18 protein-coding genes are annotated in these 20,631 nt (G+C 73.2%); 6 read left to right on the top strand and 12 right to left on the bottom strand.

All coding sequences use genetic code 11. The annotated features are described in order from the left end of the window. Nucleotides 1–128 precede the first annotated feature (128 nt). Nucleotides 129–542: a rodlin gene (locus tag ACIBEI_RS15505; protein ID WP_398888876.1), complete on the bottom strand. Its 414-nt coding sequence runs from the start codon at nucleotides 540–542 to the stop codon at nucleotides 129–131. Nucleotides 543–793: 251 nt separating this feature from the next. Here ACIBEI_RS15505 and ACIBEI_RS15510 point away from each other — a divergent pair, with 251 nt between their 5' ends. The 3 genes from ACIBEI_RS15510 to ACIBEI_RS15520 all read left to right on the top strand — a co-directional run bounded on the left by ACIBEI_RS15510 (nucleotide 794) and on the right by ACIBEI_RS15520 (nucleotide 3,355). Next, nucleotides 794–1,210, top strand: coding sequence for a rodlin (locus ACIBEI_RS15510; protein WP_398888878.1), 417 nt, complete (start codon nucleotides 794–796; stop codon nucleotides 1,208–1,210). A 284-nt stretch (nucleotides 1,211–1,494) separates the two neighbouring features. Further along, nucleotides 1,495–1,752, top strand: coding sequence for a chaplin (locus tag ACIBEI_RS15515; RefSeq protein ID WP_398888880.1), 258 nt, complete (start codon nucleotides 1,495–1,497; stop codon nucleotides 1,750–1,752). A gap of 103 nt (nucleotides 1,753–1,855) precedes the next feature. Then, nucleotides 1,856–3,355, top strand: a complete 1,500-nt coding sequence (locus ACIBEI_RS15520) for a chaplin family protein (protein ID WP_398888882.1) — start codon at nucleotides 1,856–1,858, stop codon at nucleotides 3,353–3,355. Between the two features lie 41 nt (nucleotides 3,356–3,396). On the opposite strand, the gene ACIBEI_RS15525 is transcribed toward ACIBEI_RS15520, so the two are convergent. Both ACIBEI_RS15525 and ACIBEI_RS15530 read right to left on the bottom strand, forming a co-directional pair. Beyond that, nucleotides 3,397–4,656: an NAD(P)-binding domain-containing protein gene (locus ACIBEI_RS15525; protein WP_398888884.1), complete on the bottom strand. Its 1,260-nt coding sequence runs from the start codon at nucleotides 4,654–4,656 to the stop codon at nucleotides 3,397–3,399. Beyond that, nucleotides 4,656–5,918, bottom strand: coding sequence for an ATP-grasp domain-containing protein (locus ACIBEI_RS15530; RefSeq protein WP_398888885.1), 1,263 nt, complete (start codon nucleotides 5,916–5,918; stop codon nucleotides 4,656–4,658). The genes ACIBEI_RS15525 and ACIBEI_RS15530 overlap by 1 nt, the downstream gene beginning before the upstream one ends. Before the next feature lie 156 nt (nucleotides 5,919–6,074). Between ACIBEI_RS15530 and ACIBEI_RS15535 the strand changes: the two genes are divergently transcribed. Further along, nucleotides 6,075–7,391, top strand: a complete 1,317-nt coding sequence (locus ACIBEI_RS15535) for a glycoside hydrolase family 26 protein (RefSeq protein ID WP_398888887.1) — start codon at nucleotides 6,075–6,077, stop codon at nucleotides 7,389–7,391. 37 nt (nucleotides 7,392–7,428) lie between these two features. Here the strand turns inward: ACIBEI_RS15535 and ACIBEI_RS15540 are convergent, their stop codons facing one another. The 9 genes from ACIBEI_RS15540 to ACIBEI_RS15580 all read right to left on the bottom strand — a co-directional run bounded on the left by ACIBEI_RS15540 (nucleotide 7,429) and on the right by ACIBEI_RS15580 (nucleotide 18,729). Further along, nucleotides 7,429–8,571 (bottom strand): GNAT family N-acetyltransferase, encoded by a 1,143-nt coding sequence (locus ACIBEI_RS15540; RefSeq protein ID WP_398888889.1) that lies wholly within the window; start codon nucleotides 8,569–8,571, stop codon nucleotides 7,429–7,431. Further along, nucleotides 8,568–9,224: a lipopolysaccharide biosynthesis protein gene (locus ACIBEI_RS15545; protein ID WP_398888891.1), complete on the bottom strand. Its 657-nt coding sequence runs from the start codon at nucleotides 9,222–9,224 to the stop codon at nucleotides 8,568–8,570. The genes ACIBEI_RS15540 and ACIBEI_RS15545 overlap by 4 nt, the downstream gene beginning before the upstream one ends. Continuing rightward, nucleotides 9,221–10,354 carry a glycosyltransferase gene (locus tag ACIBEI_RS15550; RefSeq protein WP_398888893.1) on the bottom strand — a complete coding sequence of 378 codons (1,134 nt, stop codon included), beginning with the start codon at nucleotides 10,352–10,354 and terminating at the stop codon, nucleotides 9,221–9,223. The genes ACIBEI_RS15545 and ACIBEI_RS15550 overlap by 4 nt, the downstream gene beginning before the upstream one ends. Beyond that, entirely contained in the window at nucleotides 10,351–11,190 is an 840-nt protein-coding gene (locus ACIBEI_RS15555) for a polysaccharide deacetylase family protein (protein ID WP_398888895.1), read from the bottom strand. Before ACIBEI_RS15555 ends, ACIBEI_RS15550 begins: the two co-directional genes overlap by 4 nt. Further along, nucleotides 11,174–12,901, bottom strand: a complete 1,728-nt coding sequence (locus tag ACIBEI_RS15560; protein ID WP_398888897.1) for a lipid II flippase MurJ — start codon at nucleotides 12,899–12,901, stop codon at nucleotides 11,174–11,176. Before ACIBEI_RS15560 ends, ACIBEI_RS15555 begins: the two co-directional genes overlap by 17 nt. Before the next feature lie 527 nt (nucleotides 12,902–13,428). Further along, nucleotides 13,429–14,763, bottom strand: a complete 1,335-nt coding sequence (locus ACIBEI_RS15565) for an O-antigen ligase family protein (protein WP_398889023.1) — start codon at nucleotides 14,761–14,763, stop codon at nucleotides 13,429–13,431. Between the two features lie 13 nt (nucleotides 14,764–14,776). Further along, nucleotides 14,777–16,216, bottom strand: coding sequence for an exopolysaccharide biosynthesis polyprenyl glycosylphosphotransferase (locus tag ACIBEI_RS15570; RefSeq protein ID WP_398888899.1), 1,440 nt, complete (start codon nucleotides 16,214–16,216; stop codon nucleotides 14,777–14,779). Next, a complete protein-coding gene (locus ACIBEI_RS15575) occupies nucleotides 16,213–17,424 on the bottom strand; it encodes a glycosyltransferase (protein WP_398888901.1) in 1,212 nt (403 codons plus the stop codon). Before ACIBEI_RS15575 ends, ACIBEI_RS15570 begins: the two co-directional genes overlap by 4 nt. A gap of 117 nt (nucleotides 17,425–17,541) precedes the next feature. After that, on the bottom strand, nucleotides 17,542–18,729 hold the full coding sequence (locus tag ACIBEI_RS15580) for a DUF3344 domain-containing protein (RefSeq protein ID WP_398888902.1): 1,188 nt from the start codon (nucleotides 18,727–18,729) through the stop codon (nucleotides 17,542–17,544). Nucleotides 18,730–19,090: 361 nt separating this feature from the next. On the opposite strand from ACIBEI_RS15580, the gene ACIBEI_RS15585 reads away from it, so the two are divergent. Both ACIBEI_RS15585 and ACIBEI_RS15590 read left to right on the top strand, forming a co-directional pair. Continuing rightward, entirely contained in the window at nucleotides 19,091–19,330 is a 240-nt protein-coding gene (locus ACIBEI_RS15585; protein ID WP_398888904.1) for a chaplin, read from the top strand. Nucleotides 19,331–19,578: 248 nt separating this feature from the next. Further along, a complete protein-coding gene (locus ACIBEI_RS15590) occupies nucleotides 19,579–20,523 on the top strand; it encodes a hypothetical protein (protein ID WP_398888906.1) in 945 nt (314 codons plus the stop codon). The last annotated feature ends 108 nt before the right edge of the window (nucleotides 20,524–20,631 follow it).

The following is a 20,631-nucleotide window of genomic DNA, read 5'->3' on the forward strand; positions in this document are numbered from 1 at the left end:
GGGGTTTGCCCCGATTGGCCCACAGGGTTCCTCGGGACCGAAGTTGCGCGCGCCGCCGTAAGACGTGAGGACGTGAGAGGGGCAGCGGACCGCCGTGAGGCCGGCGATCCGCTGCGAGGTGCGGCAGGTCAGCTGCGGTCGGCGCCGTTGCCGGAGAGCACCGGGATGTTGGAGAGGATGTGCGAGAGCGGCTCGTCGCCCTTGGCCTGGGTGGAGTTCTCGGTGCACTGCTGGTTCTGCGGGGCCGACAGGATCGGCACGTCCTGGGCGACGGTGATCGGCACGAGGCCGATGAGCGAGGCCAGGTTGGCCTTGGCCGGCAGGCCGATGCAGGGCTTGTTCAGCGAGCCCTGGATGAGCGCCATCTGCGGGCTCATGTGCCCGTACGTCGCCTGGTTGCCGTAGATCTGCGCGGCGTGGTTTCCATTGGCGGTGGTGACGCCACCGTCGTTGCCGATCGCCATCGCCTGGGGCGCGGCGGCAGCCGAAACACCGGCGACGGAAGCGGCGACCGCCGCTGCAGCCATAACCTTCTTGATCACTTGCTGGTCCCTTCTGGAGTAACCCCGTCCACCGGAGCGACCTGGACAACTGCCCCCGGCCCGCATAGTTGCTCCGATTCACTCCGATGGCCCATTTGGGAAGCCTGTTTGTACGGCGCACGCGCGCGAGGGATTCCGTTAATTCCGGGCCGCCGAACGGGCCAATCGGGTGACAGTACGAAACCAATGGAGCCGCCTCCGGTTGATGCGAAAGCAGGAACATGTGTCTCTGCCAGGAAAGGACCGGAGAAATGCTCAAGAAGGCAATGGCCACGGCGGCGGTCGCCGCTTCTGTCGTCGGCGTCTCGGCGGCGGCAGCCCCCCAGGCGCTTGCCATCGGGAACGACGACGGCGTCACCACGGCCAACGGCAACCACTCCGAGCAGGCGTACGGCAACGCCAAGACGGGCGGTGACCTGAGCCCCCAGGCCTCGCTGGTCCAGGGCTCGCTGAACAAGCTCTGTGTCGGCCTGCCTGCCAAGGTCAACGCGGCCTCGCTCATCGGTATCTTCGTGCCGGTCACCGTCCTCCAGGACGTGCCGGTCCTCTCGGCCCCGCAGAACCAGCAGTGCGCCGAGAACTCCACCCAGGCCAAGGGTGACGAGCCCGTGTCGCACGTCCTCTCCAATATCCCGGTGCTCTCGGGCAACGGCGCCGACCGCAGCTGATCCACCGTCACAGAGCTGCCCGGGCGGCCCCTTCGCTCTTCACGCAGGGGGCACCCGGGCTCTTTGACACTATTTTCTGTTTTTGTTTTCTGCCGGTTCTCCGCTGGTCCTCCCTTATGGCAGTGACGTTTCCCCTGTCGAATCCACGCGGAGCGTTCGGGTGAATTACCGGGGAACCGCACTTTCTGTAGTTTCTTCGGCCCCCTTCTCCTCGTTCTACAGCCCGCAGGTCATGGTGCGAGCCGTTCAGGCTGGGCTCGTCCGGTTTCGGCCGTCATAGGGGCATGACCGCAGAGAAAGGGAAGTACGTGAAGCACAAGAAGAGTGCCGTCGTCGTAGCCGGCGCGATCATGGCCATGGGCATGGCCGCCCCGGCCTTCGCCGACTCCGAGGCGTACGGTGCGGCCGTCGGGTCGCCCGGTGTCCTCTCGGGCAACGTGGTCCAGGTTCCCGTCCACATCCCCGTGAACGTGTGCGGCAACTCGATCAACGTGATCGGTCTGCTGAACCCGGCGTTCGGCAACCACTGCGTCAACGACTGACGTCGTAACGCACCAGCCGACCGGCTGTGTCACGCCGGCCTTGGACCGCCTTTCGGCGCCAAGGCCGGCTTTCCCACTTCTACCAGCAGAGAAGACAACGAGATTGCGACAGACCCTGAGCAGGGGAATGGTCGTGGCCGCCGCCGCGACGAGCTTCATGTCCCTGTACACCCCCCAGGCGTTCGCCGACACGAACGCGAACGGGGTCGCAGCGGACTCGCCCGGAGTGCTGTCCGGCAACAGCGTGCAGGCGCCGGTGACCGTTCCGGTGAACGCGTGCGGCAACTCCGTGGACGTCGCGGCCGGCCTCAACCCGACGTTCGGCAACTCCTGCGCCAGTGCCCCGGGCACGGGCAAACACAGGAAGCCGGACACACCCAGGCACGCCCCTCCGTCCGGCTACGACTCGGACAGCGGTCATGGCCCGGGCGACGGCTATGACTACGGCTACGGCCCCGACCATGGCTACGGCTCGGATCATGGCTACGGCTCGAACTATGGCTATGGCTCGGACTTTGACTACGGCCGGCACGACGCTTACGGCTCGGACCACGGTGACGGCTCGGGCCGCCACGGTTCCGGTCACCAGGGCTCGGGCCATCACGGTGGTCCCGGGCACGGTGGTGGTTCCGGTCAGCACGGCGGTGGCTCCTCCGCGCACGGCGGGGCGCACAACTCGCCCGGCGTCGGATCGGGCAACAACACCCATGCGCCGGTGGACGTACCGGTGAACGCGTGCGGCAACACCGTGGACGTGGTCGCCCTGCTGAACCCGGCGTTCGGCAACAAGTGCGCGAACCGCAATGGTCCGCAGGGTCATGGTCCGCAGCACAATGGCGCGCAGGGGCATGGTCCGCAGCACAACGGTCCGCAGGGCCGCGGTCCGGAGGGGCATGGTCCGCAGCACAACGGTCCACAGAGTCACGGTCCACAGAGCCACGGCCCACAGAGCCACGGCCCACAGAGCCACGGCCCGCAGGGTCATGGTCCACAGAGTCACGGCCCGCAGCACAACGGCCCGCAGGGCCGCGGTCCGGAGGGGCATGGTCCGCAGCACAACGGTCCACAGAGCCACGGCCCACAGAGCCACGGCCCGCAGGGTCATGGTCCACAGAGTCACGGCCCGCAGCACAACGGCCCGCAGGGCTACGGCGACGACACCCCGCCGGCCGGGCCCCCGAGCGTGCCGCCGACCACAACACCACCGGCCAAGCCCCCGACCACGCCGCCCACGAAGCCGCCGAGCGCGCCTCCCACCACCACGCCTCCCTCCACCACGCCGCCGAAGGCCAACCCGCCGACGACGGCGCCTCCCACCACCGCACCACCGACCAGGACTCCGCCTGTCACGACTCCGCCGACCACGGCACCTCCGGTCGCGATTCCGCCTGTCACGAGTCCGCCTGTCACGACACCTCCGGTCGTGAGTCCTCCGGTGACCGTGCCGCCTGCCGCGAACCCTCCGGGGCCGGGGGTCAGGGCGCCGCAGTTGGCGCACACCGGCAGTGACCAGCTGTTCGCGGCCTCGGCCGCCAGTGCGGGGCTGCTGATCGGTGGAGCGGTGCTGTACCGACGAAGCCGGGTCGCGTCCCGGCAGTGGTGACGTGTCGGGTGCCGGACGCCTCGCGCCCGGCACCCGCACGGTCAGTGACCCGCCGCCCCGAGCACCCCGCGCCGCTCCCGGGCGCTGGGCACGGGCACCCGGGCCGGCCCCGTACGCAGCCGGCGCCGCACTCCTCGTACGAGGGTCCGGGCCGTGAACGAGGCGCCGTGGACGAAGCGCATCGCGGGGCCGAAGGCGGAGGCCGTGGTCAAGCCCGCCAGGAAGAGGCCGGGGCAGGAGGACTCGAACTCCCGCCCCACGCAAGGGGATCCGTCGGGTGACACGGCCAGGGTCCCGCGTACGTCCTCGGCCAGCAGGCCCAGGCGGTCGCGGGTCGCCCTGAACCCCGTGGCCGCGATGACGTGTTCGGTGTCCAGGGAGTTCAACTCGCCGGAGTGGCCCAGTGTTTCGAGGCGTACGGCGCCCTGGGCCGGGTAGGCCGCCGCGACCTCCTGGCCCAGCAGCAGCTCGACGGCCCCTTCGACCCGGTCGCGGACCCACCAGGCGCCCGCGGGGCCCAGTGCCGTGGCGGCGACCCGGGTGCGGGTGGACTCGGGGAGAGCGCGGAAGACGTCGGGGCGTTCGGCGTAGAACCAGTTGCGCCAGCCGCAGCCCAGGCCGCTGTGCGGGGCGCGGGCCGACTGCCACCAGGGGCGGTCCCAGGGCGGGGGCACGTCGTTCCAGCGGAGTCCGCCGGCGCGGGCGATCACCCGGACGCGGGTGCCCTGTTCGGCGAGCAGGGCCGCCGTCTCCAGGGCCGCCTGGCCGCCGCCGATGACGGTCACGTCCTTGCCGCGGAAGCGGTCGAGATCGCCGTGGTCGCTGCTGTGCGAGACGTGCTCGGGGCCCAACTCGCCGAAGACCGCGGGTACTTCGGTGAAGGGCAGGACGCCGACCGCCAGTACGACCGTTCGCGCGCGGACCGTCCTGCCGTCCTCGACGACCGCCTCGAAGCCGCCCAGGCAGGGGTGGACGCCGGTCACCATGCGCTCGTCGACCCCGGGGACCGCGTGCCGCGCGAACCACAGTCCGTACGAGGCGAACATCTCGACCGGGACGGGCTCCCCGTGCCGGGCCCGTACGCCCTGTTCCGCGCAGTAGGTGTCCAGGCGCAGACGGCCCTCGGGGTCCGAGAGGCTGGACGCCCACGGCTCCGACTTGAGGAACATTCCGCGGGGCATGTGGTCGCGCCAGGACGCCATGGGCCGGCCGAACACCCGCAGGCTCAGCCCGGCCGCCACGGCGTGGGAGGCGATGGACAGACCGTAGGGGCCGGCCCCCACCACCAGCAGGTCGTACATCAGCAGCTGCTCGCTTTCTCGTCGTCGGACAGGGGGGTGGCGTCATGGCGGGCCGTCTGTCGGACGACCCGCGTGCCGGCGGCCGGTGCGGCGGTCGCCCGGCGGGCGCGGTGCAGCACGCGGCGGACCGCGTGGCGGGACCACAGCGCCCACAGGGCGGCGCCGGGCGCGAGATCGTCCCGGGCGTGCCAGGCCCGCTCGGTGCCGGAGCCGAGCGCGGCGAGCGGCGCGTAGTTCTCCGCCACGAAGGTGCGGCCGGGCAGCGGGGCGGGCGGCGGCAGCGGACGGTGGGTCAGATCCAGGTGCAGCGCACGCACCACGTCGAGCCCCGTCCCGTCCGCGAAGAGCCGGAACTGGGCGCCGGGCCGCGGATTGAAGTCGAGCAGGTGGTACGCGCCCGTGGCGTGGTCGCGGCGGAAGTCCAGGTCGAAGATGCCGCGGTAGCCGAGCGCGGACATCAGCCGTTCCGTCAGCGCCTGCACGGTCGGGTTCGGGGTCCAGCGGCCCACCGCGGTCAGCCCCGCCCCGCGCGGCCAGGCGCGCAGCTTGCGGCCCGGGCCGCCGCCGCACACCGACCCGGACCGGTCCACGTACCCGTGGAAGAACCAGTCCTGGTCGGGCGCCGGCGGCAGGAACGCCTGGAGGAGCAGCTCGCTGCCCGCCTCCTCGGCGCGGCGGCACAGAGTGCGGGCCTCCTGCGCCGAGTGCAGCACCGCCGTGCTGCGCAGGTCCGTGCCCGGGGGCAGCAGCCAGGGGCGGCTCCACTTCGCGACGACGGGCAGCCCGAGCCGCCGGACCGCGGCGGTCGTTTGTGCCGGGGTGTCGGGCACGAGCGTCGGCGGGTGCGGGATGCCCGCGGCCTCGCAGACGGTGGCCAGTTCGGCCTTGTCGGCGACGCGTTCGGCGAGACCGGCGGGGGAGAGGGGAAGCAGATAGCGGGGTGCGAGGGCGTCCCGCATCCGGTCCACCGCGACCGCGCTCGCGTCATCCATTGGGATCAGCACGGCGGGACGGGACACCCGGGCCGCCACTCGGCGCAACACCAGCGCGATGTCGGCGGGCGAGGCGTCGGGTGCGGGCGGCGGATGCATCCGGTGGACAAAGCGCGATCCGCGCACCGGACTTCCGGCGGAATCGGCGACCACGTGCACGTCGATTCCGGCCCGGCCGAGGGAGCGTACGGCTCCGAGCGTTCCGTGGTGAAAGGGATTCCGGTCGATTCGCAGAAGTACGGCGGGAACACGGGTGTCGAAGGGCGACATGGGCATATTTCCTTGAGGTCTCTTCTGCTGTCTCTTCTGATGTCTCACTCGTGCGGGTGATCGGGGATTTCTCCGATTGCCCGGCCCGGTTGGCGCATTGCACATTTATGTGACTGGGTGTCAGTGGACGGTGGAAAAGGAACGCGAGGAGCGGACATGGCCCCACTGCAACGGACCCGAACCAGACGGCTGGTGTACGCCACCGCCGCACTCACCGCCGGACTCGTCGCGTCGGCCGCCCTCGCCTCTGGGCCGGGGTACGCCGTGGGCGCGGGGGTGGGGGATCCGCCGGCTCCGACGCCGACCGTTCCCACCGCCGTCGTGGCGCCCGTGGCACCGGGACAGCCCGTCACCCCGGCCACGCCCGCGGCGGCCGACCCGGCCGACTCGACCACTCCGACCGCGACGCCCTCGAAGGAACCCGGGGGGCCCGCCTTCGGCGCCTACCTGGACTACGGCCCCCGTGGCGTGGCCCGGATCTCCGAGCTCAGCCGCTGGCTGGGCGGTGCCGACCTGCGCGTGGCGCACACATATCTGCCCGGCGACCGCTGGAGCAACATCGAGGGCCTGCCCGGCTTCCTGGACACCTGGGCGGACTGGCGGGCGGACGAGGACGACCGGCTCTTCGTCCTCAACGTCCCCATGCTGGAGCGCAACGAGGAGAACGTCTCCGACGCCGAGGTCCGCTTCCAGCTGCGCCGCGGCGCGGCCGGAGACTTCGACCACCACTTCCGCAGGCTGGCCGAGCGGCTCGTCGACCTGGACGCGCCCGACACCGTCATCGTGCTCGGCTGGGAAATGAACGGCATCACGTACACCCATCGCTGCGGGCCCGACCCGGAGGCCTGGAAGAAGTACTGGAACAGAATCGTCACCACCATGCGGGCGGTGCCGGGGCAGAAATTCAAGTTCGACTTCGCGCCGAACCGCGGCCGGGACGCCATTCCCTGGACCCAGTGCTATCCGGGCGACGACACGGTCGACATCATCGGCATGGATTCGTACGACCAGCCGCGCGGACAGTCATTCGACGAGGCCGTGTCGGAGCCCTACGGACTTCAGGCGCACGTCGACTTCGCGAAGGCCCACGGAAAGCCGATCTCCTATCCGGAATGGGGGCTCTTCCGCAACGGCGACAACCCGACGTACATGAAGCGCATGCTCGCCTGGATGGACGAGCACAAGCCGCTGTACAACACGCTCACCGACTACTGCCCGCACGGCGTGTGGCAGTGCGGGGACAACCCCAAGGCGTCCGAGATCTACCGGGCGGCGCTCTTCGGCCGCACCGACACGACCCCGCTGCCCAAGCCCACCGACCCGACGCCGAAGCCGACCGCACCGACCCCGGTGCCCAAGCCGACGCCGCCGAACCCGCCCAACTGCTCGCCGCTGGAGCTGGGCGACTGGGTCGAGTACTGGCTCGGCGGGAAGCTCTGCCTGCGCTTCGACTGGTGGTCGCGCCACCGCTGAGCGGGCATCCGCCGGCGGGGCGGTGGCGGCGGGTCGGTCACGGCCTGCCGCCACCGCGTTCCCTCCAGCCGTGGAAGCGGTCCAGCAGTTCCTTGCCCCGGCTGCGCGCGGCCACGTCGCACACGGCGGCCGACATCAGCGGGGCCGTCCGCCGCCGGGCCAGCAGGAAGCGCTGGTTGACGACGGGCTGGGGCCGCCAGTGGTGCTTGTAGGGCTCGTTGCCGCGCAGCAGGCTCAGCACCCGGCGGCCGCCCGCCTCGGTGTGCTGGGCGCAGGCGTGCAGCAGCATCGTCGCCACGTCCGCCTTCCGCTCGCGCAGCTGCGGATGGGCGCCGTACAGATAGCCGCCCGCCAACTGCCGTGACAGCAGCGTCAGATCGACCGCCATCACGGTGTCGCCCAGCCGGAACTCGGTCACCACCGCGTCCCCGGCGTCGACCATCGGCCCCACCGACCGGACCAGATGCTCGGCGAACCGCTCCTGCAGATGCTCGGTGGTCACCTTGCGGCCCTGCCACTGGAGCCGGTGCAGTTCGAGGAGCCGGCGCAGCGCCGCGCCCACCTCGTCGGGGCGCACGGCACGCCGCTCGACACCCAGCGAGGTGAGTTTGCGCAGCTTGGCGCGGACCCGTTGCTGGGCCTTGGCCGTCGCGAGCCGTCCGATCAGATCGTCCATCGACGCGCCCGGCAGCTCCAGGCACAGCGAGTCCCGCACCCGCCGACGCGGCCCGCGCCAGCTCGCGTAGACCCGCTCCACCGCGCCGCCGGGCCGTACCTCGCGGAAGTCGATCAGCGCGGTACGGGCGGCCAGGGCGAGCCCCTCTGCGAGGGCGGCGGCGGCCCGGTCGGCGCGCTCACCGTCCTCGATGAGTACGTCCCCGAAGTCGGAGATCGACCCGCCGAGCGGCACCAGGGCCGGCCACGGCTGCCGTACGAGCATCAGCGGGGCGGCGGCGACCAGCTCACCGCCCTCACGGACGAGAACGAGCCGGAGCCGCCCGGGTCTTCCGTACGAGAGCCACCAGGAATGCAGCCAGGCATGGCTCTGGAACGGGGTCGCCGCGCCGCACCGCCGGTACAGCCGCCCCCACTCCTCGGCCAGCCGGCCGAACTCCCGCTCGTCCGTGCACAGTTCGGTCACCGCGGCACCGGTCGCGGCACCGGCCACCGTGCCGTTCACAGCTGCCCGTGGACGTCGGCGGCGGTGGCCGGGCCCGGCACCGACGGGGTGGGCGGGACGTCCGAGGACCGGCGCGGCCGGACCAGCAGCACCAGCCCGCCGAGCAGCCCGCCCGCGCTCGCGCCGACCAGGCCCGTCACCGTCGAGGACGCCGACGACGCCTCGGTGGGCTTCATCGCGCGGGAGAACTGCAGCAGCTCCACATGGGTGCTGTCCTCGGCGGAGTTGGCGTGCCGGGTCAGCGAGCGCGACACGGCGTTGGCCATGTCCGCGGCGAGGTCGGGGCGCGCGGAGGTGGCGGTCACGGCGACCATCGGGGCGTCCGGCGAGGTCGCCGTCCGCACGCTCTCGCGCAGCGTCGACACCGGCACGTTCGCCCACACCTGGGCGTCCCCGAGGACCGCGAGCTGGGTGGCGACCCGGCCGTACGCCTGGGCGAAGCCGAGGGCCGCCGTCGGGTCCGACTTCTCGGTCGGTACGGCGATGACATAGCTCGTGGCCGAGTACTGCGGCGTCTTCAGCTCCCCGTACGCGCCGCCGAGCAGACCGCCGAGGACGGCCCCCGCAACCAGCAGGGACCAGGGCGGCAGCCCCTTGACGCGGACAAGTGCCGTCACCGGCCGGCCGGTTGTACGAGTGGGGTTGTCGGTCATGCGGAACTCACTCCCAGAGTTGCGGCCGTGTAGATGTCCATGAGCCGGTCGGCACTGCGGGCGATGCTGTAGTGGTGGGCCGCCTCGGGCGCGGAGCGCGGCCGCGGGCCTTCCGCACGCACCTGCCGCAGGGCCCGTACGAACGAGTCCGCGCCGCCCTGGACACGCCGGGCGAACGGGGCCGCGCCCGGCGGCAGGTCGTCGACGGCCGGGCAGGAGACGTAGAGCACGGGCAGGCCCGCCGCGAGGGCCTCCACCACGGCGAGACCGAACGCCTCCTCCGCGCTGGGCGAGGCGAGCGCGTCCATGGCTCCTATCAGGGAGGGCAGATCGAGACCCGAACCGCCTTGTGAGGACTCGGTGTTGGGGCGCTCACCGGTGAACAGCACCCGGTCGGCGACCCCCGCGGCCTGCGCCGTACGCCGCAGCACGTTCTCCTCCGGGCCGCCGCCGACCAGCAACAGCCAGACGTCGTCGGGGAGTTCGGCCAGCGCCCGGACGAGCACCTCGAAGCGCTTGCCGGCCGTCAGCCGTCCGACGCCCCCGACGACGTACGCGCCCTGCGGCAACCCGAGCCGCCGCCGGGTGTTCTCGCGCCGGTCCGCGTCGAAGCGGAACCGCGCCACGTCGATGCCGTTCGGTACGACCTCGATGCGCGGCCCGGGCACACCCCAGCGGCGCAGGCGCTCGGCGACCGTGGGCGAGACGGCCACCGTCGCACGCCCCAGGCGCTCGCTGGCCAGGTACAGCGCGCGGACGCCCGCGGTGAGCCGGCGGCCCTCCATCTGCGAGTCGCCCAGCGAGTGCTCGGTGGCCACGACGGCCCGGACACCCGCGAGGCGGGCGGCGATCCTGCCGTACACGCAGGCCCGGTAGAGATGCGTGTGGACCACGTCGTACCGGCCGCCGCGGATCTCGCGGACCAGTCGGGGCAGCGCCGACAGGTCCCGGTTGCCGTGCATGCCGAGGTGCATGACGCGTACGCCGTCCGCGGTGAGGTCCTCGGCGACGGCGCCCGGGTTGGTGAGGGTCACCACGTCGCAGTCGACCGGCAGGTGGCGAACCAGGAGGCGCAGTTGCTGCTCGGCCCCGCCCACCCCGAGGCCGGTGATGACGTGCAGGGCCTTCACGGGGTCTCCTTCACCGGGGACTCCGGTGACGCGGGGGAGGGCAGGGACACGGAGGCGGGGAGGGGCTCCGGCGGAGTGAGGGTCACCGGGCGGCGGCGGAGCCGGTTGAGGCGGTACTTCAGGAGCAGCCGCCAGGAGGTGTCGTTCTCGCCGATGTGGACCCGGGGGAGGGCGAACGGGCCGGTCAGCGGGCCGGGGTCGATCGCGCACGCGTACTCGTAGCCGGCCGCGCGCACCACGTCGGCGACCCGCCGGCCGACGGTCCCGTACGGGTAGCAGAAGCCGAGGACCTCGCGGCCCGTCAGCTCGGAGAGCAGGGCCCGGCTGCCGCCCACCTCGGCGCCCAGGAGGGCGTCGTCCGCCTCGGTGAGGTCGACGTGGGTGAGGCCGTGCGAGGCGATCTCCAGGCCCTCGGTGTCGGCGAGCCGGCGGATGCCGTCGGCGGTGAGGAGCGGCTTGCGCGGGCCGAGCGGGTCCCATTCGTTCGCGCCGCCCAGCCTGCCGGGGAGCACGAAGACGGTGGCGCCGAAGCCCCAGCGCCGCAGCACCGGAAGGGCGTTGTCGGCGAAGTCCGCGTACCCGTCGTCGAAGGTCAGCCCCACCAGGTCCTTCCCCTCGCCCCGGGCACGGGCCGCGAGCAGATCGGCCATGCTCACCCCGCGCAGGCCCCGGCGGCGCAGCCAGCCGAGCTGCCGGTCGAGACGGTCGGGCGAGACCGTGATGCGGTACGGGTCGTCCGAGCAGTCGCCCACCGAGTGGTACATCGCCACCCACAGGGGCGCGGCCGGGCGCTGGTCGGTACGGGTCAGGTCGGGGGTGTCAGCGGAAACGGACATGCGGCAGCCTTCGTGTGACGGAGCGGAGGGCACTGCGGAAGGCGGGCGCGACGGACTTGACGCCGAGCACCCGGAGCAGCAGGACGTAGACGACGGTCACGGTCAGACCGCCGGCGGCCAGGGCGAGTTCGGGGGAGTCCACGCGGCTCGCGCAGAAGGCCCCCGCGACGGCCGCGCACACGGCGGCCCGGACCGGCTTGGACAGTTCGTGCAGGACGCGTCGGGTGCGGATCGGTACGCTGCGCCGCTCGCCCATGCCCGACAGCAGCAGGGCCGCGGTGACGGTGATCCCGATCGCGTTGGCGGCGGCGATCCCGCGCACCCCCCAGGCCTCGACGGTCCCCGCGCCGATCCAGGAGGTGGCGACGATGCCCGCCGCCATCGCGGCCAGCGGGTACCAGGTGGGCCGGCCGGCCGAGAAGTACGTCCGCACCAGCGCGCCCACCAGCGTGTGCCCGAGCAGCCCGACGGAGTAGACCCGCATGACGGTGGCCGTCGCCGCCGTGTCCTGGGCGGTGAACGCGCCTCGCTGGAACAGGAGTTGGATGATCTGCGGCGCACACGCGAACACCGCCGCGGCGCCCAGCAGCACCATGCACGAGGCGACCGCCACGTCACGCTCCACGCGGGTGCGGGCCCGCTCGGTGTCGCCCTCGGCGAGCGCCTGCGCCAGCACCGGGAAGGTGACGGTGCACAGCATCAGCGAGAGCGTCATCGGGATCTGGGCCACCTTCTGCGCGTAGTTCAGATGCGAGATGGCCCCGGAGGGGAGGGTCGAGGCGAGGAAGCGCTCGATGAGGACCTGGGACTGACGGCACAGGGCGAACATGAGCACCGGCGCGATGAGGGCGAGTTCGACCGCGTGCTTCACGGAGGGGAGCGGGCCGTCGGTGGCATCGAGGGCTTGGGGTGCCTCGGGGCCGTCGACGGGCGACGGGCCCTGTGCGGCGGGGGCTTCGGCCTCCGGGGCGGACCGGCGGCGGCCGAAGAGCTGCCGGGCTAGGGAGGGCGCCTGCGCCGCCACCATCAGACAGCCGCCCAGCGCGACGCCGACGGCCGCCGACCGTACGCCCCAGCGGCCGCCGAGGACGAACATCGCCGTGATGATGCCGGTGTTGTAGGCGACGTAGATGGCCGCGGGCGCCAGGAAGCGGCGGTGCGCGCGCAGGGCCGCGCTGCAGTAACCGGCGAGCCCGAAGCTCAGGACGCAGGTCGCGGTCAGCCGCGTGCAGTCGACGGCGAGCCCCGGGTCGGGCAGTCCCGGCGCGAGGGCCGCGACCAGGTAGGGCGCCCCGGCCATCAGCAGGGCCGCGACCGCCACGAAGGCCAGTGCGAGGCGTGGCAGTGTCGAGGCGACGAGCGCGCGTACGGGATCTGCGCCGGTGCCGGTCCCGCGCGCCCGCCGGGCCACCGCCAGGCTGAACGCCGGGACCAGCACGAACGCCATCCCGTCCTCGATCAGCAGCGTCGCCGCGACCTCCGGCACCGTCCACGCCACCAGGAAGGCGTCCGTCTCGGTCCCGGCCCCGAAGAGATGCGCGAGCGCCTGGTCCCGGCCAAGACCGAGCAGGGCACCGGCGATGGAGAGAACAGCGGTGACGAGCGTGGCCCTGGCGAGGAACTTGCGGGTGGGCTGGTCGACACCGGCGGGCGACGCGGTGTCGGCGGAGGGCTCGGCAGCGGCGCCGGACGCGACCCGGGCCGCGGGCAAGGCGACCGGGTTCTTGGAGACTGGGTTCTTGGGGACCGGGCTCTCGACGACCGCGTCCCTGCCGCGACCGGCGGCATCGAGGGCGTGCCGCCGGACCGCTTCCGGGTCATGCCGTCCGGCTGCGAGCCCAGCGCCAGGGCGGCCGTCGACTCCGTCCGCCGCCTGTCGCTTCTCGGCCGCGGACGAGGGGCCGCGCCTCTTGACGGTGGCCCACCGGCGGCGCCTCCCGGTCGTGCTCGCCGGGCCGTGCTCAGCGGATGGAGCCCCTTCACCGGGGGGCCCCGTGGGCGTGGACGTGGGCACGGGCGTGGGCACGGGTGTGGACGTGGGTGCAGACCCGGCTGCAGGGTTCGCACCCCGCCCCTCGACCCCAGCCTCCGTCCCCGTCCCTGTCCCCGTTCCGGAACCAAGCCGGCCCTCGGCCTCCGGCTCCGGGCCAACACGGCCCCCGACCCCCGGCCCCGGATCACCATGACCCCCGGCCCGGACCACCGCGTCCTCCCCCTCCGCCCGGGAAGGCGTCACCGTCATCGGTCCCCGGCCTCCTCGGAGGCGAGCGCCCACCAGGCGCCGAGCCCGAAGAGGACCGCGGTCAGCGCGGTCGAGGGGCCGCCGATGTCGGCGTACGCGAAGTCGACGAGCTGCCAGGTCAGCAGCCCGCACGCGACCAGCGCGCAGTCGAGACCGTGCGGCGCAGGCCGCCGTTCGTGTACGGGCCGCCGTGCGCGAAGGAGTCTGCGCAGCCCGCACACCAGCAGGGCCAGCCAGCTCCCGGCCAGGGCGAGCAGCCCCAGCAGCCCCTGCTCGCTGAGCACCAGCAAGTACATGTTGTGCGGCGACAGGAGCGGCTGGCGTTTGAAGCCGGCGCCCGCGCCCTCCGTGTCGCTGCCCGAGGACAGCGCGAGCGAGGCGTTCCCGTCGCGATGGTCGGGGAAGCCCTTGAGCCCGACCCCGGTCAGCGGCTGGTCGCGCCACATGCCGACCGCCGCCGCCCACATCGTGTAACGGTCCGTCACCGACTGGTCAGGTGCGTCCGCGACCTGCGTGATGCTGCTGATCCGCTCCTGGAGCATCGCTGTGCCCACGCCGAGTCCGCCCACGAGAATCACCGACGCGGCCGTCGCCACCGCGAACACCTTCACCGCCCGCCGCATCCCGGCGAGCGCCAGTTGGACCCCGCACGTCACGGCCGTCGCGACCCACGCGCCCCGGCTGAACGACAGGGCCAGCGGCAGCAACAGGGCGAGCGCGCACACCGCCGCCGCGGTCCGCTGCCGCCCCGGCCCGGCGCCGAGCGCCAGCCCGAGCGCGCACACCACGCCGAAGGACACCACGGTCGCCATCCCCATGACGTCCGTCGCCCCAAAGGTGCCGACCGCCCGGATCTCCTCGCCCATGTAGGAGGCACCGGTGCCGGTCGCGTACTGATGGACCCCGATCGCCCCCTGCCACAGCGCGAGCCCGATGAGCGACCAGGCGACCAGCCGCGCGTCCCGGCGGTCCCGGATCAGCAGCATGACCGCCGCGGGGACGAGCACGAAGATCTGCAGATAGCGCACGAGCCCGGTGATCCCGGCCCCCGGCGAGGCCGCCCCCGCCGCGGCGAGCGCGATCCCGACGACGGGCAGCGCGAGCACGACGGCGGCGGTACGGGACAGGGGGCGCCGGCGGTCGCGTACGAGACGGATCGCGCAGTACAGCACGACCAGACCCGACACGGCGTCGGCGATGGTGCCGCCTCCGCCGTCGCCGCCCCCGGAGACCGGCAGCGCCATCGTGGCGACGAGGGCCACCACGGGCAGCACGGGAAGGAAGCGGCGCGGCGCCGACGCGGCGGTCGGGAGAGGCGGAGCGGTCAGCAGCTGGGTCACGCGGTCAGCTCCCCGTCGGGCGCACGAGCGCGGCGGCTGTGCGCAGCAGGATGCACACGTCCTGCCAGAGCGACCAGTTGTCGATGTACGCGTTGTCGAACCGGCAGCGGTCCTCGATCGAGGTGTCACCGCGCAGTCCGTGGATCTGCGCGAGCCCGGTGATCCCGGTCCGCATCCGGTGGCGGGCCGCGTAGCCGGGGTACGTCTGGCTGAACTGGCCCACGAAATAGGGCCGTTCGGGCCGCGGACCGACGAGGCTCATGTCGCCCCAGAAGACGTTCCAGAGCTGGAGCAGCTCGTCCAGCGAGGTGCGTCGCAGGAAGCGGCAGAACCAGCCCATCTCGTGCTCGTTCGCCACGCTCCACCGCGTCGCCGCCTCGTGCGCGTCGGCCGGCCGGTGCGTACGGAACTTCAGCAGCGTGAACGGCCGCCCGTCCTTGCCGATCCGCTCCTGCCGGAACACGACCCCGGGCCCGTCGACGATCCGCAGCACGACCGCGCACATCAGCAGCACCGGACTGACCATCAGCAGCAGCACCCCGGACACCAGCACGTCCAGCAGCCGCTTCCCGGCGCTCCCGTACAGCCGCCCCACCGGCAGCCGCCGGCAGGCGAACCCGGCGAGCCGGTCCGCTCTCTCGTACGCCGGGGAGTCCGCGTCCACCTCCCACACCGCGCAGCCCGACTCGCCCAGCGCCCGCAGCAGCGGCCCCTGTTCGGTGCGTGCGGCGGGGCCCACGACGAGTACGTCCTGCACGCCGTTCTGGATGAGCGCCCGCTGGACCTCCTCGCCCGTCGTCAGGACCGGCAGCCCCTCGCCGCCGGACGTCTCGTCGGAGACGACACCCACCGGCCGCACCCCGCAGCCCGGGTGACGGAGGAAGGCGGCCGCCACGCGCTGCGCGGTCGCGGCTCGGCCGATCACCAGGGCCGCGCGCGGCCGCCGCAGCAGCGCCCGGCGCCGCCGCCCGTGCACGGCACCGCGGCCCAGGAAACTCGCCGCCGACTGCACCGCGCAGCCGAGGAGCAGGGTGCGGGCGGACAGCGCATGGTCCGGGGAGTACGCCGCGAGCAGGGCCGCGAGCGCGCACCAGCCCACCGCGATCCGGCCGCAGACGGCGGGCAGTTCGTCCAGCACGGCGGGGACGGGCGCGGCGCGGTACAGCGACCCGTGCGCGTTCAGCCACAGCACCGCGAGCACCAGCGAGGCGAGCGGAAGCGGATGCGCCCAGGGCAGCACCAGGCCGCCGCCGAGCAGGGCCGCACAGACGTCCACGGCCGGCAGCGGCAGCCGCGAGGCACGCCGTACGAACGGCCGTCCGCCGCTGGGGAATCTGAAGCCGCCGGCGGCCTCGCGCGGCGGGATGACCGAGACGGGCGAGAATCCGTGGTCCGTCGCCCGCGGCCGGCCACCGGGGGAGGGAACGGTACTTTCCGCAGTCACGTGTGGATGGACTCCCTGCACTCGGTGGCTTCCACGCCCGTGTTCCGTCCTCTCGGCCGCGTCGACCGCGTCGGCCGGGTGCCGATCAGCTCGCGGTACACCTCGGCGACGGCCTTCGCCATGCGCCCGATGTCGTGCGTGGTCGTTACGTACCGGCGCCCCTGATGGCCGAGCGACTCGCGCAGCAGCGGGTCGAGCAGCAGCTCGGCGACGGCCGCGGCCAGTTCGGCCGGCCGGTCCGGCGGCACCAGGCAGCGCGGTCCCTGGCCCGGCGGCAGGCTCTCGCGCGCCCCGTCCACATCGGTGATCACGACCGGCCGCCCGCAGGCCATGGCCTCCAGCGGCGCCAGTGCCATGCCCTCCCAACGGGACGGCAGGACCACCAGATCGGCGGCCTGGTACCAGGGCACGGCCTCGGTGACGGCCCCGGCGAACAGCACCGACCCGGGAGCGGCGGCCCGCAGCGCCTGCGCGTCCGGACCGTCACCCACCAGCACGAGCCGCGCCTCCGGTACCCGCCGGGACACCTCGCGCCAGGCGTCGAGCAGGACGTCCTGCCCCTTCTGCCGGCACAGCCGCCCGACGCAGACCACCAGCGGCGCCGCCGGATCGACCCCGTCGAGCAGCGGAATCCCGGCCCGTACGGTCTCGACCGACGCCGGGTGGAAACGCTCCGGATCGACCCCGTTGGGGATCACGGTGAACCGCCCGGCGATCCCCGACCGCCGTCCGGTCCGCCGCTCGGCCTCGCTGACGCACACCACCCGGGAGGCCCAACGTGCGCCCAGCCGCTCCCAGTTGAGAGCGAGCAGTCCCGTGACCCCGCCGGCCGCCTCGAACGACCAGGCGTGCGGCTGGAACACGGTCGGCACCCGCCCGCGCACGGCGAGCCGCGCCGCGAGGCCGGCCTTGGCACTGTGCGCGTGCACGACGTCGGGGTCCACCTCCCGTACGACCTGGCGCAGACTCCGTACCTCCTGCGCGAGCCACGGCCCGGGCGACCGGGTCGCGTGCCAGGTCCGTACGCCGCAGCCCAGCGCCTCGGCCGCCACGGTGAGCGTGCCGCTCGCCGGACAAGCGACGGTGACCTCGGCCCCGGCGGCCAGCTGTGCCCGTACGAGATCCGTGATCACGCGGGCCACCCCGCCGTCGACGGGCTGGGAGACGTGCAGGACCCGCGGCCGAAAGCCGGGCGGTGACAGTTGCATGCGTGCGTTCCTCGCTCACGTGTGGCGCTCGGAGGGGCTCAGGGGGAGGTCACTGGGGAACTCACGGGGAAGGGGGCGAAGTTGGGGGAAAGTCGGAGGGAAAGTCGGGGAAAGCAGTCAGCGCTTCGCGTCGACGGCGACGAACAGCGCTCCGGCCCAGGCCGTGTCGCGCGGCGACACCAGGCGGAGGTCCAGCCGGTCACCGCCGCGCCGAAGTCCCTTGTCGAGCGCGAAGACGTCGGAGTCGTACCCGAGCGTGTTCGGATACGCGGGCGTGCGTCCCGGGGCGGTCCGGCCGGGGTCGCTGATCGTCGAGTTCAGTACGTCGTCACGGGGGTTCGCCCCGTCGGCCAGACGGGTCGTCAGACCGCCCGCCGACAGGGTGAGCGAGCCGCCGGTCCGCCCGCGGTCACCGTTGTAGGCGACGAGCCCCGCACGCCCTTCGGCCCCCTTGGGGAACCTCATGCCGGGCAGCCGGACCGTCTGCCCGCCGCCCGCGCCCAGCGGGTCGAAGCCGTCCCACATCGCCAGATGCCGCAGCGGCTCCGACGCCTTCTCGTACGCCACCATCAGCGTCCAGCCGCCCCAGGCCCCGGCCGCCGAGTGGCCCATCGCCACATTGACCTGCGCCACGGTGTAGGCGCCCGCGCCGCTGGAGCGCACCAGACGGGTGACGTCCGCCGAGGCCTGGAACGCGTCCGCGCCGTGCGCGACCCGGTGCCCGACGACCGTGTCGGCGAGCACCTCCTTGTACTGGCCGCCCGGCTCGGCGATCAGCACCCGCCCGTTGTCCTTGGGCGGCTTCTGCTCACCGACCCGGAGGTTGCCGCCCCAGTACAGCCGCGCGTACGAGACCCGGGCGCCGGCCGGCGGACGGACCTCGGCGCGGCTGGAGTTGTAGGTGTTCGGGTCGTTGTCGACGTCGATGTAGAACATCTCGAAGTCGTCGTTGTCGTCGTTCGCGGCCGCTCGGCCCTCGCGTGCGGCGGGACAGGACGCCGCCGACCGCTCGACGGGCCGCCGGCAGGTGATGGACGAGTTGGCGGCCCGGACGATCCCGCCGTGCTGGAGCGCGCGGTACCGCTGGGTGAAGGCGAGGCTCTCGGCCTCGGCGGCCGGCGCGGGCGAGGGTGCCGAAGCCGTCGGCGCTGTTGACGACGTCGTCGATGTGGTCGTCGTCGATGTGGTCGACGTCGTGGGCATGGCAGGCGCGGCCGCCGCCGGTCCGCCCGGCGCCCACAGCGAGGCGAGGGAAAAGACACCCACCATCCCACGGCGCAGCAGAGGACCCAGGGAATTGCGCATGACCGGCGTTGCCCTTTCGGGGGAATTCGGGGAGAGGTTCTGACCCTGCGGACGGACAAGCTGTGGACATCACCTGAGTGCCGCCATGACTCCCCGTCTGTTTCAAGCGGCCTGAGGAGGAACGCAACTGTAGCCGCTATCCGTATTTATCGGTGAAACCCGTCAAGTGTGTCGTAATCATGCTGTATACACTGGTTGACGCCATGTCGGGCGGAGGCTCCGTGGTGGGCCCGGCCTTCCCTCGGCACCCGGACCGGGACTTCACCCATTTGGTGGCACAACCCGCGCCAGTGCCGCGCGTTGATTCCAGAGCCGGGCACCCCGCCCGGATTGTTGTGTCAATCCCAAGGAGCACCTCTCCATGTCGCGTATCGCGAAGGGCCTGGTCCTTACCTCCGTTGCCGCCGCCGCCATGGCGGGCACCGGTGGCGTCGCCGCCGCCGACAGTGACGCGCACGGCTTCGCCGCCCACTCCCCGGGCGTCCTGTCGGGCAACCTGATCCAGGTCCCCGTCCACGTGCCGGTCAACGTCTGCGGCAACACCGTGAACATCATCGCGCTGCTGAACCCGGCGTTCGGCAACGAGTGCGTCAACGACTGACGACTGACGTCGCTGCTCGGCCCTTGACCGGCCGTCCTCCCACAGGGAGGGCGGCCGGTCCGCGTTGCCCCGAATGGAGGGAGGGGCGCCGAGCGCCCGGGGAACGCCCCGGCAGGGCGCCTCACCAGGGACAACGGACGCGGCGGCGGGCCAGGACCGCTACGGAGAGCGGTCGTTCGGTTGCAGGAGGTGCTCGCGGATTCCACGGTGAGCACAAGATCCGTACGCACCACCGAAAGGACCCCTCCATGCGTGCTCTGCCCGCACGGCGTATCGCGGCCCCCGCACTCTGCGCCACGCTTCTGCTCGGGATCGCCGGACCGGCTGCCGTCGCCGCCGACCACGACTCGACCCGCGACGCCCGTTCGATAGCGGCCCAGGCGCCGGTGCCCGGAGCGGACGCTCTGCTGGCGCAGGTCAAGAGCCTCGGCGACGTCGGCGGAGTGCTCAAGCCGGTCACCGACCTGCTCGACGCCGTGCTCAAGGCCGACAACGGCCAGCTCCCCGCCGCCGACGCCGCCAAACTCGCCGACGCGGTGAAGGCCGCCATCACCAAGGCCTCCGCGGCCGCCCCGGCCGCCGGCGCGTTGACCCCGCCGGTCAAGGCCGAGCGGGACCAGGCCGCGCCGACCGCACCGCCCACGCCGACGGCCCCGGCCAAGCCCGCGGTTCCGGCCAAGCCGGCGGTTCCGGCCATGCCCGCCGTTCCGTCGGCACCGGCCAAGCCCGCGATGCCCGACGCCGCGACCTCGCCGGTCGAGCCGGTCGTTCCGGCCGCCCCGGCCACCCCCACGACCCCCGCCAAGCCCGCCGCTCCGGCCACGCCGGTCACCCCCGTCACGCCGGTCGCCCCGCCGGCCGCGCTGCCGGAGGTGCCGAAGCTTCCGGCGGCCCCCGTGCTGCCGATGCCGAAGGACGCCGAGCGTGCGGTCGCCGAGGCCCCGCTCGACCTCAAGGCCGACGCGCTCAAGGCCCTTCAGGCCGCGGTCGACGCCCTGGTCAAGGCCGCCACCAGCGGTGACGTCGCCGGTGTCGCGGCGGCCGCGCTGGCCGTCGTGACCGGCCTCGTCAACGTCGTCGTCGCCACGGTCCTCGGCGGCGGCCTGCCCGCGGCGAACCTGCCGGGTCTGCCCAAGCTGCCCCTGCCGACGGGCGCGCTGCCGCTGCCCACCGGCGGACTGCTGCCGTCCTGAGCCGCACGTCCCGGGCGGGGGGGGGGGGGGGGGGGGGGGGGGGGGGGGGCGGGGGGGGGGGGGGGGCGGCGCCCCCCCCCCCCCCCCCCCCCGGGCGAACCCTCCGCG

The sequence above is a fragment of the Streptomyces sp. NPDC050988 genome (assembly GCF_044456225.1).
Lineage (GTDB): Bacteria > Actinomycetota > Actinomycetes > Streptomycetales > Streptomycetaceae > Streptomyces.

Bases quoted from the DNA above. Each gene is read 5' to 3' on its own strand.
- ACIBEI_RS15510 (WP_398888878.1), top strand. From the start codon at position 794: ATGCTCAAGAAGGCAATGGCCACGGCGGCGGTCGCCGCTTCTGTCGTC.
- ACIBEI_RS15515 (WP_398888880.1), top strand. From the start codon at position 1,495: ATGACCGCAGAGAAAGGGAAGTACGTGAAGCACAAGAAGAGTGCCGTC.
- ACIBEI_RS15525 (WP_398888884.1), bottom strand. From the start codon at position 4,656: ATGTACGACCTGCTGGTGGTGGGGGCCGGCCCCTACGGTCTGTCCATC.
- ACIBEI_RS15530 (WP_398888885.1), bottom strand. From the start codon at position 5,918: ATGTCGCCCTTCGACACCCGTGTTCCCGCCGTACTTCTGCGAATCGAC.
- ACIBEI_RS15535 (WP_398888887.1), top strand. From the start codon at position 6,075: ATGGCCCCACTGCAACGGACCCGAACCAGACGGCTGGTGTACGCCACC.
- ACIBEI_RS15545 (WP_398888891.1), bottom strand. From the start codon at position 9,224: ATGACCGACAACCCCACTCGTACAACCGGCCGGCCGGTGACGGCACTT.
- ACIBEI_RS15555 (WP_398888895.1), bottom strand. From the start codon at position 11,190: ATGTCCGTTTCCGCTGACACCCCCGACCTGACCCGTACCGACCAGCGC.
- ACIBEI_RS15575 (WP_398888901.1), bottom strand. From the start codon at position 17,424: ATGCAACTGTCACCGCCCGGCTTTCGGCCGCGGGTCCTGCACGTCTCC.
- ACIBEI_RS15580 (WP_398888902.1), bottom strand. From the start codon at position 18,729: ATGCGCAATTCCCTGGGTCCTCTGCTGCGCCGTGGGATGGTGGGTGTC.
- ACIBEI_RS15585 (WP_398888904.1), top strand. From the start codon at position 19,091: ATGTCGCGTATCGCGAAGGGCCTGGTCCTTACCTCCGTTGCCGCCGCC.
- ACIBEI_RS15590 (WP_398888906.1), top strand. From the start codon at position 19,579: ATGCGTGCTCTGCCCGCACGGCGTATCGCGGCCCCCGCACTCTGCGCC.